Origin of the sequence: Luteolibacter ambystomatis, assembly GCF_018137965.1 — a bacterium.
Lineage (GTDB): Bacteria > Verrucomicrobiota > Verrucomicrobiia > Verrucomicrobiales > Akkermansiaceae > Luteolibacter > Luteolibacter ambystomatis.
On the sequence record NZ_CP073100.1, the window covers coordinates 2,029,297 to 2,045,626 of the forward strand.

The 16,330-nt window shown below is 62.9% G+C and carries 13 protein-coding genes; 8 read left to right on the forward strand and 5 right to left on the reverse strand.

Features of this window, described 5'->3' with window-relative positions:
* Window positions 1–8: 8 nt before the first annotated feature.
* Window positions 9–434, reverse strand: a complete 426-nt coding sequence (locus KBB96_RS07740) for a DUF5069 domain-containing protein (RefSeq protein WP_211634069.1) — start codon at window positions 432–434, stop codon at window positions 9–11.
* 140 nt (window positions 435–574) lie between these two features.
* Between KBB96_RS07740 and KBB96_RS07745 the strand changes: the two genes are divergently transcribed.
* From KBB96_RS07745 to KBB96_RS07780, 8 genes are all read left to right on the forward strand, one after another.
* On the forward strand, window positions 575–3,466 hold the full coding sequence (locus KBB96_RS07745) for a PQQ-dependent sugar dehydrogenase (RefSeq protein WP_211634071.1): 2,892 nt from the start codon (window positions 575–577) through the stop codon (window positions 3,464–3,466).
* Between the two features lie 54 nt (window positions 3,467–3,520).
* Window positions 3,521–6,442 (forward strand): PQQ-dependent sugar dehydrogenase, encoded by a 2,922-nt coding sequence (locus tag KBB96_RS07750; protein WP_211634073.1) that lies wholly within the window; start codon window positions 3,521–3,523, stop codon window positions 6,440–6,442.
* Between the two features lie 408 nt (window positions 6,443–6,850).
* Window positions 6,851–7,693: a hypothetical protein gene (locus KBB96_RS07755; RefSeq protein WP_211634074.1), complete on the forward strand. Its 843-nt coding sequence runs from the start codon at window positions 6,851–6,853 to the stop codon at window positions 7,691–7,693.
* Complete coding sequence (locus tag KBB96_RS07760) at window positions 7,690–9,267, forward strand: sensor histidine kinase (protein WP_211634075.1); 1,578 nt, start codon at window positions 7,690–7,692, stop codon at window positions 9,265–9,267. The genes KBB96_RS07755 and KBB96_RS07760 overlap by 4 nt, the downstream gene beginning before the upstream one ends.
* Complete coding sequence (locus KBB96_RS07765) at window positions 9,264–9,950, forward strand: response regulator transcription factor (RefSeq protein WP_211634076.1); 687 nt, start codon at window positions 9,264–9,266, stop codon at window positions 9,948–9,950. The genes KBB96_RS07760 and KBB96_RS07765 overlap by 4 nt, the downstream gene beginning before the upstream one ends.
* Before the next feature lie 59 nt (window positions 9,951–10,009).
* Entirely contained in the window at window positions 10,010–10,963 is a 954-nt protein-coding gene (locus tag KBB96_RS07770) for a D-2-hydroxyacid dehydrogenase (protein ID WP_211634077.1), read from the forward strand.
* A gap of 113 nt (window positions 10,964–11,076) precedes the next feature.
* Window positions 11,077–12,240, forward strand: coding sequence for an aldose epimerase family protein (locus KBB96_RS07775; RefSeq protein WP_226373672.1), 1,164 nt, complete (start codon window positions 11,077–11,079; stop codon window positions 12,238–12,240).
* Between the two features lie 40 nt (window positions 12,241–12,280).
* On the forward strand, window positions 12,281–13,408 hold the full coding sequence (locus tag KBB96_RS07780; RefSeq protein ID WP_211634078.1) for a glycoside hydrolase 5 family protein: 1,128 nt from the start codon (window positions 12,281–12,283) through the stop codon (window positions 13,406–13,408).
* A gap of 118 nt (window positions 13,409–13,526) precedes the next feature.
* Here the strand turns inward: KBB96_RS07780 and KBB96_RS07785 are convergent, their stop codons facing one another.
* From KBB96_RS07785 to KBB96_RS07800, 4 genes are all read right to left on the reverse strand, one after another.
* Window positions 13,527–14,507 carry a hypothetical protein gene (locus tag KBB96_RS07785; RefSeq protein ID WP_211634079.1) on the reverse strand — a complete coding sequence of 327 codons (981 nt, stop codon included), beginning with the start codon at window positions 14,505–14,507 and terminating at the stop codon, window positions 13,527–13,529.
* Window positions 14,504–15,034: an RNA polymerase sigma factor gene (locus KBB96_RS07790; RefSeq protein WP_211634080.1), complete on the reverse strand. Its 531-nt coding sequence runs from the start codon at window positions 15,032–15,034 to the stop codon at window positions 14,504–14,506. Before KBB96_RS07790 ends, KBB96_RS07785 begins: the two co-directional genes overlap by 4 nt.
* Window positions 15,031–15,555 carry a hypothetical protein gene (locus KBB96_RS07795; RefSeq protein WP_211634081.1) on the reverse strand — a complete coding sequence of 175 codons (525 nt, stop codon included), beginning with the start codon at window positions 15,553–15,555 and terminating at the stop codon, window positions 15,031–15,033. Before KBB96_RS07795 ends, KBB96_RS07790 begins: the two co-directional genes overlap by 4 nt.
* A gap of 69 nt (window positions 15,556–15,624) precedes the next feature.
* Window positions 15,625–16,299, reverse strand: coding sequence for a hypothetical protein (locus tag KBB96_RS07800; protein ID WP_211634082.1), 675 nt, complete (start codon window positions 16,297–16,299; stop codon window positions 15,625–15,627).
* Window positions 16,300–16,330 lie beyond the last annotated feature (31 nt).

The window sequence follows — 16,330 nt, forward strand, 5'->3', positions numbered from 1 at the left end:
AGCGCGAATCACGCCTTGCGCCCCTCGTCCACGTCGTAGAAATCGTAGAAGGTCACGATGTCCTCGCGCTCGCCGAGCCCAGATGCCGCCTTCATCTCCTGGAGCTTTTCGCTGCCGCCATCGGTGTCCTGCCAGCCGCGCTTGCGGGCGAAGCCGTTCCACACGATCACGTCGATCTCGGCCAGACGGCGGCCGTTTTCCTGGCACCATTCCAGAGTCTCCTCATCGCTGGCACCGGACAGGACCTTTTCCCGCACGGCGGCATAATCCACCTTCAGGTAGCCGCAAATCCGACCATCGAATCCGGCACCGAGAAAGGGATGATAGTCCTCCGGCAGCTTCCCGGCGTGATGCAGGCGGATCTTGTCACACATCCGGGCGAAATACACGAGTCCGCCGGTCAAATCGAAGGCGCTGCGCGGGGTCTTGGGCATGGGTCCACGGCTAACGGCGGGACCCGGCCGATGCAAACGGGATCTTTGCAACAAACGAACGATTGACCCGCCTTGTAGCCGGAAATTTGACCAAACGCACGATTGCGCGGCGTGCGGAGCTGAACCATCCTTCGGGATTCATGAAAGTCACCGTCGCCGCCCTTTTGCTCTTGGCCGCGCAGCCCGTCCACGCGCTGGCCGTGGCGGATGCCGTGACGATGTGGACCAGCCGCAAGGCCCGGATCTCCGTGCTGGCGAACGATTCCGGCTACAAGACCCCGCCGGTGGTGGCGATCACCAAGGCCCCGACCAAGGGCACCGCGACGGTCGATTCCTCCGGAAAGGTGCTCTACACCAGCACCAATTCCACCGCGACCAGCGACAGCTTCGAGTATTCGATGAGGCGCACGAACAACCTGCTGTCAAAGGCGACGGTGAACGTGAGCTTCACCAGTGCCACGCGGGCCGCAGGATCGTTCAACGTTCCCTCCTCGCCTCCGCCGCTGTCGGTTGCCGTCACTCCGGCGTTCGGTTCGCTGGCCTTTTCCGAGCCGGTGTGCCTGGCCTCGCCACCCGGGGAAACCAAGCGCCTCTTCGTCTGTCAGAAAGGCGGCCTGCTGCGGTTGATCCCGGATGTGACCTCCGCCTCGCCGGTGGCGAATACCTTCCTCAACCTGCCCGCGCTGCTGACCTCGCGCGGCGAAAGCATCGCCACCGGCAGCGAGATGGGTTTGCTGGGGCTCGCGTTCCATCCGAACTACGCCACGAATCGTACTTTCTTCCTGTTCTACTCCGTGAACAAGGGCGGCTTGCAATACGAGCGCGTGTCACGCTTCACCACCCAGGCGGGCAATCCGGATGCCGCGGACACCGCTTCGGAAGCGATCCTCATCGAGCAACGCGACGAAGCCTCCAATCACAACGGCGGCTGCATCCAGTTCGGCCCGGACGGGTATCTCTACATCTCCGTCGGCGATGAGGGGAACCAGAACGACTCGTTCCAGAACGGCCAGAAGATCGACAAGGACTTCTTCTCCGCCGTGATGCGCATCGATGTGGACAAGAAGCCCGGCAACCTCGCCCCGCACGCCCACGCCTCCATCCCCGCGGGCACGCCGAACTACTCGATCCCGGTGGACAATCCCTTCGTCCACACCACCGAAGGCGGCACGTGGAACGGCACCTTCAATGGCGCGGCGATCCCGGATCTGAGCAAGGTCCGCAGCGAATTCTGGGCGGTGGGTTTCCGCAATCCATGGCGGTTCTCATTCGATTCCGTCACCGGCGAACTGTGGCTGGGCGATGTCGGCCAGGATGCGTGGGAGGAAATCGACATCATCACGAAGGGCGGCAACTACGGCTGGTCCTCGCGCGAAGGCAAACACGCCGGCCCGCGCCCGGTGACGGGAGCCACCCCCATCGACCCGATCTGGGAATACGCCCACGGCAGCGGTGCCTCGCAGGGGAACTCGGTGACCGGCGGCGTGGTCTATCGCGGCACCCGCTTCAGCGCCTTCACCGGCGCGTATGTCTTCGCCGACTACCAGTCCGGCAACATCTGGACACTGCGGCGTGATAGTGGCGGCAATCCCACCGTCACGCGCGTGGCAGGCGAAGGCGGCCTCTCCGCCTTCGGCACCGATCCCTCGAATGGCGACATCCTGATGGCGGATCTCAATGGCAGCATCCAGCGCCTTGTGGCCACCGCAGGCGCCGGCACGTTTCCCCAGACGTTGACCGAAACGAACATCTTCTCGGATCTCACCGATCTCTCGCCTTCCACCGGCCTCTACGACTACACGGTGAATGTTCCCTTCTGGAGCGATTACGCGAAGAAGCGCCGCTGGTTCTACGTGCCACCGCCTTCCACGCTCACGTGGTCGCAGGATGATCCGTGGACGTTCCCGGCGGGCACGTTCTGGGTGAAGCACTTCGATGTTGAAATGCAACGCGGCATCCCGGCGAGCGCGAAGCGGATCGAGACGCGCTTGTTCGTTAAAACCGCCGGTGGAGCCTACGGCGTGAGCTACCGTTGGAATGATGCTGGCACGGAGGCCACGCTGGCAGCGGACGAGGGCGTTGAGTTCGATCTCAACATCACCGATGGTGGCACGCCAAAAACGCAACGCTGGCACATTCCCAGCCGCGCTGAATGCATGAGCTGCCACAACGCGCAGGCCGGGTATGCGCTGTCCTTCAACACCCGCCAGCTCAACCTCACCGGCACGATCAATGGCAGCAGCGGCAACCAGCTCTCGCTGCTCCAGAGCAACGGCTTCTTCAGCAACACGGTCCCCTCGCCCAACCTGCTGCCGCGGCACCTGCGGCCGGATGAAGCCACGCAATCGCTGGAGGCCCGCGTGCGTTCCTACCTCGCCGTGAATTGCTCCTATTGCCACCAGCCCGGCAGCGGCACCAGCGCTTCATGGGACGGTCGTCCGCAACTGACGCTGGACGCCACCGGCCTGATCAATGGCACCGCCACCAGCAATGGCGGCGATCCACAGAACAAACTCATCGTTCCCGGCAGCACCGCCCACTCGGTGGTGTACAACCGGGTGGCAGTGACCAATGGCTTCACCCGCATGCCGCCCATCGCCACCAGCGAGCTCGATCAGACATCGATCGCGCTGCTGGCGGATTGGATCTCCAACGATCTCCCCTCCCGCCAGACCTACACCCAGTGGCGGCAGACGAATTTCGGCGGTCTGCCCAGCGGCGATCCCGCAGCCGATCCGGATCAGGACGGCCGGAGCAATCGCGAGGAATATCTGGCGGGCACCTCGCCGACCTCCGGCAGCGGATTCTTCAGCCCCACCGTGCAGCGCTCGGGGAACAACGCCACGGTTTCCTTTTCACTCCCGGCGAACCGTTCCTACCAGATCCTGACCTCTCCGGATCTCACGACCTGGACACCTTGGGACATTCCGGGAAACGCGGGGATCGCCCATCCAGGCGGAATTGTCAGCCTGACCGGCCCGATCACCCCGCCGCAGCGCCATTTCTTCCGCGTGGTGCTGAAGGAGGATTGATTGCAACACGCGGACGTTTGACCGGCGGCGGGGTTGTTGTACGGTCCCGCGCGGATGCCCTCCACGCGCGCCATCGTTTCCCTCCTTCTCGCCGGTGGCGCCTGCCTGTCATGCGTCCGCGCGACGGCGGTGGATGATACCGCCGTGGTCCAATACGGGCAGAAGGTGTTGATCCCGGTGCTGGCGAATGACAGCGGCTATCGGAAGCCCGCCACGGTTTCCATCGTCACGCCCCCGTCTCATGGCAGTGTCACCGTGGACTCCGCAGGTCGCATCCTCTATACCCACACCACGGGAACCCCCGCCACGGATACCTTCCGCTATGCGGTGAAGCGCACCGCCACGCTGACCTATCAGGCGAAAGTCACCGTCACGCTCAGCGGCGCGCTGCGGATCGAGAATCCGGCGCTCACCATGCCCGCCGAGCCTCCACCCACCGACTACTCGCTGGTGAATGCCTTCGGCTCGGTGGTGTTCCGGAATCCGGTGTGCATGGCCTCCCCCCCCACGGACAAGAAGCGGCTCTTCGTTTGCGAGAAAACCGGCGTCATCAAGGTGATCCCGGACGTCACCGCGAAGGCTCCGGCCAGCAAGGTCTTCCTCGATCTCAATGCGGCGCTGCCGGCGGGCGAAAAACTGGAGACCACGAATGAGATGGGCCTGATCGGCCTGGCCTTCCATCCGTCCTACGCGACCAACCGCTACTTCTACATCTTCTACTCGGTGAAGGTGGGCGATGTGTTTTACGAGCGGCTCGCACGCTTCACCGCCAAGGCCACCGATCCGAACGCCGCCGATCCGGCCACCCAATACATTCTCATCAACCAGCTCGACCGCGCCAACGAGCACAACGCCGGCTGCCTGCACTTCGGCCCGGACCGCTATCTCTATTTCTCCGCGGGCGACGAGGGCAATCAGAACGACATCTACAACAACTCTCAGAAGATCACCGGTTCGTATTTCTCCGGCATCTTCCGCATCGATGTGGACAAGAAGCCCGGCAACCTGCCACCAAACCCGCATCCCGCGCTGCCGCTCGACAAAGGTGCGGCGCGTTTCTCCGTGCCGGTGGACAATCCGTGGGTCCATACCAGTCTCGGCGGCTCATGGGACGGTCGTTTCGCGGGAGAGGAAATCCCGAATCTCTCCACCGTGCGCACGGAGTTCTGGGCGATCGGCCTGCGCAATCCGTGGCGCTTTTCCTTCGATCCTCCCACCGGCGATCTGTGGTGCGGCGACGTCGGTGGCGCGGTGATGGAGGAGGTCGATCTCATTACGAAGGGAGCCAACTACGGCTGGGCCTTCCGCGAGGCCACCATCGACGGGCCGAAGATCGGCCAATGGCCGCAGGGCGTGCTGCTGACCGCGCCGGTGTATGCCTATTCGCACAACAATGCCTCCAGCGCGATCGTGGGCGGCGTGGTCTATCGTGGTGCGAAGATTGCTTCGCTGTACGGCAAGTATGTCTTCGGCGACTACGCCACGGGTGGCATCTTCACGCTGGAACGCAATGGCGGCGATCCTCCGATCGTGAAGCGTATCTCGGGCGACTACCTGCTTTCCGCCTTCGGCACCGACCCGTCGAACGGAGACATCCTGCTGGCGAATCTCGCCACCGGCCGCCTCCATCGCCTGACCGCCACCACGGGCACCAGCAACTTCCCGCAGACCTTGTCCGAAACGAAGCTGTTTGCGGACCTCGGCACGATGTCCCCCGCCCCCGGTCTGCTGCCGTATGATGTGAACCTTTCCTTCTGGAGCGACCACGCCATCAAGCGCCGCTGGTTCACGATTCCGAAGGGAACCACCATCGGCTGGTCGCAGGACAATCCGTGGAGCTTCCCGGCTGGAACCTTCTGGGTGAAACACTTCGAGATGGAAATGACGCGCGGCCGGCCGGACACGCGCAAACGGTTGGAGACCCGCGTGCTGGTGCGGAATGGCACCGGCATCTACGGCGTGAGCTACCGCTGGAACGATGCGGGCACGGAGGCCACGCTGGTGCCGGACGAGGGCGTGGACTTCGACCTGAACGTCATCGAAAACAACACGCCGCGCGTCCAGCGCTGGCACATCCCCAGCCGCTCGGAGTGCATGAACTGCCACAGCGTGAACGGTGGCTTCGCACTCGGCTTCGATACCCGCCAGCTCAATCTCGACGGGGCCATCCACGACTTCACCGGCAACCAGCTCGCGCTGCTGCAGAACGGTGGCTACTTCACCGGGACACTGCCTTCCCCGAACATGCTGCCGCGCCACCTGCGGCCGGATGAAACGGCGTTTCCGCTGGAAGGCCGCGTGCGATCCTATCTCGCGGTGAACTGCTCCTACTGCCATCGTAATAACGCCATCCCCACCGCGAACTGGGATGGTCGCGCCGCGCTCCCGCTGGATGAAACCGGCCTCATCAACGGCCAACCGTTCAACGCGGGAACCGATGCATTGAACAAGCTCATCGTTCCCGGAGATACGGGACATTCCGTACTTTTCAAACATCTCACCGCCGGCGATGGATTCAGCCGCATGCCGCCGGTGGCCAGCAACGAGCTGGACCAGGCCTCCATCGCCCTCGTGAGCAACTGGATCACGCAGGATCTGCCCATCCGCCAGAACTACGCGAGTTGGCGGCTGGCCAGCTTTGGCTCGTCCACCTCACCTCGCGGCGAGGCTGGCGCGGACCCGGACAAGGACGGACAGAACAATCGCGAGGAGTATCTCACCGGCACCCCGCCCACGGACCCCAATGCCAAACCCGTGCCCGCATTGAAGATCACCGGGCATCGAGCATCGCTGAGTTTCAATCTTCCTCCCGCACGGTCGTTCCAAGTCGAGACATCCCCCGACCTCAAGACATGGCATCCCTGGAACATCCCGGGCAATGGCGGTCTTCCCGCCAAAGGAGGCACCTCAACGCTCGATGGTCCGATCGCCCCGGGCGACCGCCATTTCTTCCGCGTGATCATCCGGGAGAATTGAGAAGGCAGATTCAATCTCCGATCATTTCAGGTGGCACCATCTCTTTAGCCGACCTCGGAGAGGTCGTAGATCATAGCCGGAGCGTCGCAACGCGACCTCCGGGCAAATGGGCCTTCCACATTTTCTTCGACCCCGAAGCGGGTCGCACACCTGCGGATGGCTCGTCGGCTTGTTGCCCGTTCACGAACATCACATGGCCACTCTACCTGTGGCGCCCCGCTGACGCATGGGCGCGAATTTGTGAGAGACCTACATCCGGAGGTCGCTTCGCGACGCTCCGGCTATTTTCCGTGACCTCTACGAGGTCAAAAGATCTCTCCGTATACGGATTCGAAAAACCATCCGCCACGATCTTTTGACACGGATTTGACCAAAGGCGGCAGGGTGGCGTGGCAGGATGATTCCGTCATGAAGAACCAATTCATCAACACCGGCCTCGCCGCCCTGCTCCTGTGCGCCGCAGCCTACGGTCAAAACCCCCAGAAGGATCCACTCAAGAACGGCGAACAGGGAAGCCCGGCCGAAGCCGCTGGCAATCCCTCCCCCAATCTGGCCATCCGCTACGAAACGTTTTCACTGGGCCTCGCGGACGCCGCAGCCCTGACCCGGGAGAATCCCCGCGACAGCGAGCTGTATGCGAAACTGGTTGCGATGATCGCCAAAAAGGAAGCCAAGCAGGAAGCTCTCGTGCTGCTACGGTCAAAAAGCGGCCAGAAGGCTACCGCGGAAAGCATCTCGGAGCAAACCTACGTCACCGAGTACGAGCCCCCCGAATTGCCGGAGGCGGTGGGCGCCAGCTTCATCACCCGGAAGGGACCGGAGATCAAAAATCCCGATGGCACCACCGCCAGGCAGCCGGCCCAGATGCCGAATGCCGCAGCTCTGGAGGATGCTCCGTCCGTTTCGGAACTCTCCGGTCTGGCCACCCCGGCCAGCCCCAGTTCATTTCAAGCCCGCAATGTAGGCGACACCCTCGAAATCGAACCCATCTTGAGCGAGGACAACCGGTTGATCGATCTGCGACTCGTGCCCGAACGGATCACGCGGACCGGAAACAGCACATGGGGCCAGGGGCTTTCTAAAGTGGAAATGCCGGAATTCGAAAGCCAGAGGGTCAATACCTCCGCCACCCTCGAAATCGGAAAACCCTTCCTCGTCGGCACCGTCAATCGTCCTCCGGTTTCAAAAGAGGATGGTGACTCCGCCAACCGGATCTGGTTTGCTTTTGTGACGGCGAATTTCGCCAAATGATGCGCGGGATTTCCATCACCCTGCTGCCCATGCTTGCCGCCGCCGCTCTGGTGATCTGGGGTGGCGGGCGGCTGGCCCGGCGTGAGGTAATCCACCGCACTCCAGCCGATCGGGTACGGCTGCTGGATTTCTCCGCAGCACTACAGGAAGAACTGAACCGGATCGACCGCCTCTATGCCGGGCATCTGGAGAACGTCGCGGCACGCAGTCTCGTGGATACGCCGGACGTTCTCTCCAAGCGAATCCAGGAAGTGGCGGCCATCCGTCAGTGCCAGATCTTCGATGGCAAAAAACAGCCCGTCCAAGTGGAGGGCAATCTGCTGCGGAAGAACGAAAAACTGCCGGAGGTGCTGATGGAGGGCGGCAAGCGTCCCTTCAATCCGGAGCAGGCCGTCATCCTGCCGAAAGACCTCGGCACCTTGGAAAATGGCGACCGGTGGGGCTGGATCACCGCCCCGGATGGCATCCACCGGATCTACTGGCAGCGTCCCCTGCCGGATCACCTGATCGCCGTGGTGATCGATTTCACCGAAATCCAAGAACGCCTCAACCGCCACCTCACCGAATGGATGGCCGTATCCTTCTCGCCGCTGCGTGACTCCGGCGAATTCGTCTCGGTGACCGGCCCCGATCACCATGATCTCACCGGCCCCGGCAAAACCACCGAGCGGGGACCGGCCGCACTGGTGATTCCTTTTCGCAACCGCCTCGGCGAATGGCAGATCCAGTCCTGGGACAAACAGCATGTCATGCTGACTCACGATGCCACCACCGTGGCCTCCGCCATCGCCATTGCCGGCATCCTCATCGTGCTCGGAATCTTCCTCTGCGTTCAGCAGAACCGCGCGCTCCGCCTCGCAGAGGAACGTGTCTCCTTCGTCAACCGCGTCTCGCACGAGCTCGGCTCGCCGCTGACCAACATCCTGCTCAATCTCGATCTGGCCGCCGATGCCATCCACAAACAGCCGAAGCAGGCGGAAGGCCGCCTCAAGCTCGTCGGCGAGGAAGTCCAGCGCCTCGCCCGCCTCGTCTCAAACGTACTGACATTCTCCCGCAGCGAACGCAAGATGCTCGATCTGAAACCTGGCCCATGCGTCCCGGATACCGTGATCGCCGGCATGCTCGCGCAATTCCAGCCATCGCTCGACCGGCGGAACATCCGTGTCGAATGGCAGCGTGGCGCGGGTGACACCGGCACCCTCGATCCGGACGCACTTGCCCAGATCGTGGGCAACCTCATCTCAAACGTCGAAAAGTACGCGGCCAACGGCGGCTGGCTGGGATTGGACAGCCGCATCGAGGGAGATCAGGTGAAGATCCGTGTCTCCGATCACGGGCCGGGCATTCCCGTCAAACACCGGGCACGCATCTTCGAATCCTTCGAGCGTGTGAAACAGGATGTCAATGAAGGCTCCAGCGGTACCGGCCTCGGGCTGTCCATCGCGCGCGATCTCGCCACCCGCATGGGCGGCGATCTGGTGCTGATCCCTTCGGACGAAGGCGCGGTCTTCGAATGCCGCCTCCCTATTGCCCAACGCTTTTCCATCGTGAACCCCACTACCTCCGCGGCATGACCATTCTGCTGGCAGAAGACGATCCCCTGACCTTGGAAGCCCTCGCCACCTGCTTGCAGGCGGAAGGGTTCGAAACACTCTCCGCAGCCGATGGCAGGCAGGCTCTCGATCTCTGGACCCGCCACAAACCGGACCTGCTGTGCCTGGACATCATGATGCCTGAGGTCGACGGCTTCGAGGTCTGCCGACGCGTCCGCAGCAACGACACCACTGTTCCGATCCTGTTCCTCTCCGCGAAGAATGAAGAGGCGGACATCGTGGTGGGGCTGGGCCTGGGTGCGGACGATTTCATCCGCAAGCCCTTCACCCGTGCCGAGGTCATTGCCCGTGTCCGCGCCGCGCTGCGCCGGGCGCACCCCGCATCTCCACAGGAGCGGACGTTCCGCATGGGGGATCTGACGGTTCATCCGAAGGCGCTTTTCGCCGAACGCGGTGGCGATTCGATCGATCTGACTCCACGCGAGGTTTCCATGCTGGAGCTGCTCCACCGGAACGAGGGCGATCCGGTCAGCCGCGATGCCTTTCTCAATGCGTGCTGGGGCCTCGATTATTTCCCGGACTCGCGTACCCTCGACCAGCATATCCTGGTGCTGCGGAAAAAGATCGAGGTCGAACCGGCGCACCCCGCGATCATTGAGACGGTGCGGAGCGTGGGCTACCGCTACCGGTTGGCCACAAGCTAAGAAGCTGCTGGCAAGAGCGCGGCATCCCGTGTTGAATCGCCGGACTTGCTCCTGCTTCCATGAAATTGGTTTTCCTCGATGCCTCGACAATCGACCGCGCGGATCTCGACTTCGCTCCGCTGCGCACTTTCGGAAACCTGACCCTGCATCAGGTCACGCCGCCGGAGAAGGTGGGCGATCGTATCGCGGACGCGGAGATCGTCATCACCAACAAGGCGGTCGTCGGCCGGGAGGCGCTGGCCAAGGCTCCGAAAGTGCGGTTGATCGTTTCCGCGGCCACCGGCGTGAATCAAATCGACCTGGAGGCCTGCAAGGAACGCGGCATCACCGTGTGCAACGTGGCCGGATATTCCACCGAAGCGGTCGCGCAGCATACCTTCGCGCTGCTGTTGAATCTCGTCACGGCGGTGGACCGCTACTCCGCGCATATCGCGCAGGATTGGCCGTCTTCACCAATCTTCACGCGCCTCGATCATCCGGTGACGGAGCTCGCCGGAAAGACGCTGGGCATCGTCGGCTTCGGCACCATCGGCCAGGCGGTGGCGAGGATCGCCACGGCCTTCGGCATGAAGGTGGTGGCGTTCGCACGCAGCGAGGCCTCGCCGGACGCGCCCGTTCCACGGATCGCCGGAGAAGAGTTTTTCAGCTCCTGTGATGTGATTTCGCTGCACTGTCCGCTCACCGCGCAGACGGAGCGTTTCATCAATCGTATCAGCCTCGCGCTGATGAAGCCGGACTCCCTGCTCATCAATACCGGTCGGGGCGCGCTGGTGGACGAGAACGCGCTGGCGGATGCCCTGCGCCACGGTGAGATCGGCGGAGCGGCTCTCGACGTGCTCACCACCGAACCTCCGCCGAAGAACCATCCGCTGCTGGCCACGGACATCCCGAACCTGCTGATCACCCCGCACACCGCGTGGACCAGCCAGGAAGCTCGGCAGCGCCTGCTGGCCGGAGTGATTGCGGATATCCAGGCTTTCCTCGGCGGGCATCCGATCCATCATATCGTGTGACCCGGACCTGCGGGTGGATGCACGATCATCTATCGGTTCGGCTCGTTTGATGGCAAATCCGCACAGGCGGTTCTAGGGAGGGAGGACGGCTCCGGTCGTCCCATCCTCCTGCCATGATTGCGAAAACCCAATACCCGGCCGCGGCAAACCGCCTGGCCATGCTCGCGGCCGCAACCGCGCTGATCCTACCCGCCTCCGCCGCCGCTCCGAAGGGCGAACCCTTCGGCACCGCCAATGGCAAGCCGGTGGAGGTCTTCACCCTGACCAACCACAAAGGGCTGAAGCTCCGCGCCATGACCTATGGCGCGATCGTGCTCAGCCTCGAAACGCCGGACCGTGACGGCAAGAGCGCGGACGTGGTGCTCGGTTACAAGACGCTCGACGAGTATATCAAGGACACGCCGTACTTCGGCGCGGTCGTCGGCCGCGTGGGCAACCGCATCGCGAAGGGCAAGTTCACTCTCGATGACAAAACCTACACGCTCGCACTGAACAACGATCCCGGCGGCATCAAGTGCTCGCTACACGGCGGCCTGAAGGGCTTCGACAAGGTCGTGTGGCAGGGCGAAGGCGTGGAGAAGGACGGCGTGCAGGGGGTGAAGTTCCACTACCTCAGCAAGGATGGCGAGGAAGGCTATCCGGGCAATCTCGACGTCACCGTGATCTACTGGCTCACCGATGACAATGAGTGGAAGATCGATTACAGCGCCACCACCGACAAGGCCACGCCGGTCAATGTCACGCAACACAGCTATTTCAATCTGAAGGGCGAGGGCAATGGCGACATCCTCGATCACGAGATCACCTTCAAGGCCTCCAGGTTCACCCCGGTGGATGCGGGCCTCATCCCCACCGGCAGGCTCCAGCCGGTGGAAGGCACGCCGTTCGATTTCACCACACCGCACAAGGTCGGCGAGCGCGTGAATGCCGAAGACGAGCAACTCAAGTTCGGCGGCGGCTACGATCACAACTGGGTGCTCGACAACCAGAGCGGCGGGCTCGCGCTGGCCGCCGTGGTGCATGAGCCAACCACCGGGCGCACCATGGAGATCCTCACCACCGAGCCGGGTCTCCAGTTCTACTGTGGCAATTTCCTCGATGGCCAACTCACTGGCAAGAGCGGCAAGCCCTACAACCATCGCAACGCGCTGGTCTTCGAAACGCAGCACTATCCGGACTCACCGAACCAGCCGACGTTCCCCAGCATCATCCTCAAACCGGGCAAGACGATGAAAAGCACGACCGTCTATCGGTTCGGCCTGAAGAGTGGAAAGTAATGAAGGCCCCTCGTATCCAATCCATGCCACTGCATTCATCATGTTGAAAACCTTTGTTCATCTCCTGATCGCCGGTGCCCTCGGTACCGCCACGCTGCACGCTCAGGACGCTCAACCTTGGACTCCGGAAAAGGCGAAAGCCTGGCAGGAAAAATCCGGCTGGCTCAACGGCTGCAACTTCATCCCGAGCAACGCGATCAACCAGCTCGAGATGTGGCAGGCGGACACCTTCGACACCGCCACCATCGACCGCGAGCTGGGCCTCGCCGAGTCGCTCGGCTTCACCAGCGTGCGCGTGTTCCTGCACGACCTGCTGTGGCAGCAGGACAGCAAGGGTTTCTCGAAGCGTATCGATACCTTCCTCGGCCTAGCGGAGAAGCATCACATCGGAGTGCTGTTCGTGCTCTTCGACAGTTGCTGGTATCCGAAGCCGAAGCTCGGCAAGCAGCCCGATCCCCTGCCCCACCGCCACAACTCCGGCTGGGTGCAGAGCCCGGGCATCGATGCGCTGATGGATGAGAACCAGATCCCGCGCCTGCATGAATACGTCACCGGAGTGGTGAAGCAGTTCGCCAACGATCCCCGCATCCATGGCTGGGACGTTTGGAACGAACCAGACAACAACGACGGCGGCAAATCGAAGCGCCCAGACCTGGAACCGGATCAGAAGATCAAATCGCAGCATGTGGAGAAACTGCTGCCACAGGTTTTCGCCTGGGCCCGCGAAGGCAAGCCAACCCAGCCACTGACCTCCGGCGTGTGGCTCGGCGACTGGAGCGATCCCAACAAGATGTATCTCATCCAGCGCATCCAACTGGAGCAGAGCGACGTCATCTCATTCCACTGCTACGGCAAGCCGGATCACCTCACCAAACTCATCGGCCAGCTCCGCCGCTACAACCGCCCGATCCTCTGCACCGAGTACATGGCACGACCGGAAGGCAGCACCTTCGATCCGAACCTGGGTGTGCTGAAGAAGGAAGGCGTGGGCGCCTACTGCTGGGGTTTCGTCTCCGGCAAGTCGCAGACCATCTATCCATGGGACTCATGGGAAAAGGACTACGACGGCGAGCCGCAGCTCTGGTTCCACGACATTTTCCGTACTGATGGAACACCCTACCGCCAACCCGAAGTGGACTACATCCGCTCGCTGACGGGCAAAAAGTGAAATGACTTCATTGCAATAGAGCCGGACATGGCGGCCCCGGAGAGTGGTTACTCCGGGGCCGTCTTTTTCGTTCGTACCAGCAACCACCGGCCCCAACCGGCTTGCAAAAAAAACCGCGTCAACTTCGCAGCGTAGGCCGTCTCCGCCACCACAGCAGCAGGCAGCCGATCATTACCGGAAAGCAGCCTCCCGGTTCCGGCACGGATGCGCCGCTGCCATCCTGGCTGCCCGACCAGTAGTACCAGTTGTTGCCGCGCGAAGTCACCGAATCGGAAACCATCGCATACAATCCGTCATGTCCTCCGCCATCGGAGGATCTCGCACGGCCCGCAAGGGCGAGTACCGGTTCCTCCGCCGCCGTAGGAGTGGTCACCGCCATCTCACCGAAGGATGGAGCTTCACCGCCGAATGCCTCGCGGGCCGCGATCCTCCCGGCGTCCTTCCATTCGTGGATCGGTTCGACACCTTCGGGAAGTTCGGCCGCAGTGGGAATTTCCATTTTCGCCACCGCAGGCACCATGGCCGCGGAAGCCGGATCCGGCTCAACCGCGAATGGAGGCGCAAATGCCGTCACATGCGCCGGTGCTTCGGCACTGGAAGGCACCAGCGAGATCTCCGCCACAGGCACATCGTTTCCTCCGGTCGTGGCGGCCGTTCCGGTGGAACCGGTCTTCTTTGAAGGCAGTATCTGCAATGTCACCATGGCGGCGAGGGAGGCAGCCATCGCGCCGGCGATCAAACCTACGGCACGCATCGTACGTCGCGGAGTCTTCGCGCCGCGCTCCAGTGTGGAGGCGGCCGTCAGGCGCAGTGCCGAACGCAGTTCCCGCAGGAAGCCATGCTGGGCAACCACCGCGGCGCAGAATCCCGGGTGAGTCACCAGGCGGTCCATCAGGGCGACATCCGCCGGACGCTCGCCCATCAGCCAATCAAAGGCCGCCTGCTCGTCATCGTTCACGCACGGGAATGGCACCACGTTCTCCGGCATCACCACCGGTCCCATCGCGGCGGCGAACAAGGCGGCACGCCGTGCCTCGCCAAGCTCGAAGTCCGGAACCTCCAGCGAGGTCTCCAGCAGATCGACGAAGGAATCGCTCACGCGTCCCCCCCTTCCACGCGCCAGCGCTGGCGCAGTTGTTTCACCGCGAGATGGAGGAAGTAGCCGACATTCCCTTGTGAAATGCCGGTGACCTCCTCGATCTCGCGGTAACTCAGACCCACCTGGAACTTCAAACGCACCAGCTCGCGCTCGCGGTCCGGCAGTTCCGCCACCAATTCCGCCAGCTTGCGCTCGCGTTCACCGCGATCGAGCTGCGCGTCCGGCGACATGCCATCATCATCCGGGATGTCGAAGCGGGCCGGATCCAGACCGAAGGTCACGACCTTCTGGCGGCGCAGGTGGTCACTGACCACATTGCGGCAGACGGTGAAAAGCCAGGCGGCGAGGTTTTCCGGCATGCCTTTCTCGCGGTGACGGATCAGACGGAAGAAGGTTTCCTGCACGGCATCGCGCGCCAGCTCACGGTCCGAGCACAGCGTGTAGGCGTGCTTGAGCAATGGCTTCTCATAGCGGACGAGGATTTCCGCCAGCCAGTTCCCGGACTCCATGGGCACCGCTTCGCTCACGGTGGAGGCGGTGTGGGTTCGGGGTTGGCGAGGAGATTGGCGACGGTTTCACGCGCCTCATCGGTCTCCGACCATGAGGGCAGCTCCAGGAAGTCCGCCGCTTCCCGGCAGGCATTCGTTTCAGCGGGATCGCTCATCCGGGTGGCCGCCAAGCGCAGCACGGCGATCCCATCCGGCTCGCCGAGCTGGATCAAGCCCTCGCGTGCGGCGCTACGTAGATCCCGATCCGTGCTGGTGAGATAGGGTGCGATCGCCTTCACCGCGGCGGGTTCATAGCTTTTCACCGCCTCGTCGATCCGGGCCATGACATCCGCGCGCTCTTCGGCGGAGGACCCGGCGGTGGCACGGGAGGAAACCCGCGCCGAGGCGACCTGCTGCCGGGAGGCTGGCAGCTTCGCGTCCTCGGACGGGCGGAGCGTTTCAAACGCACCCGCTACACCCGCTTTCCCACCCCGATGCCGGGTGGCGAAGCCGAGAACGACCGCAAAGCCCAGCAGGATGACAGCGAGATAGCGTTTCATGCGTCAGGAAAAAGGAGCATCCCCCGATCCTACCCAAGAAGGACCGGGAGATGCCCGGATGCATTCTTCTCAGGGCACTGCAGCGCCTGGGAAGAACGGGGTGAGATTGATCGGATTCGCACGCTGCACCTTGTAGGTGCCGGTGTAGATCGCGTTTCCGGTGGCGGCTTTGCCGGAAAGATCGAAGGTTTCCGTGCGGGTGATCACCGTGTTGCTGGAGTCACCGATTTTCAGCGTGGCGGACTTGATGGTCTGCGTGCCGATGCCCGATCCCGCGCCACCCTTGAAGGTGAGCGTGGTGTAGGCGCGGCGGGTCAGACTCGGAAGCTCCGGGCTGTTGGAGGTGTTCTTGGTGAGCGTGCCGCTGTCGGCCTTGCCCTGCACGACCGGCTGGGTGAGCAGCGAGGCCGGAACGGCGACCGCCACCTTGCCTTGCTTCGCAGCGTAGATGTTGCCCACGTCATTGGCATTGGTGAAGCGGGTCAACACCCAGCCGCTGATGGTGCCGTCCAGAAGATTGGCCGCGCGCATGGCATCGAGGATTTCGCGGTTGGTGAAGCGCGCGGAGGTCACCGCGTAGGTCTTCTTGGTGCCGCCGTTGGGAAGCTGTTGGGTGACCGGCGCACCTTCCGTCACGACTGTGGCGGAAAGGGCGATCGGAGCATTGGCTCCCGGCTTGACGGTCTGGCCGTATGCGGAGGCAGCGCCGAGCACGCCGGCGGTAACGAGGATGATGGATTTCATGAGGTAATCGGATGTTTCAAGGCGAGCGCCG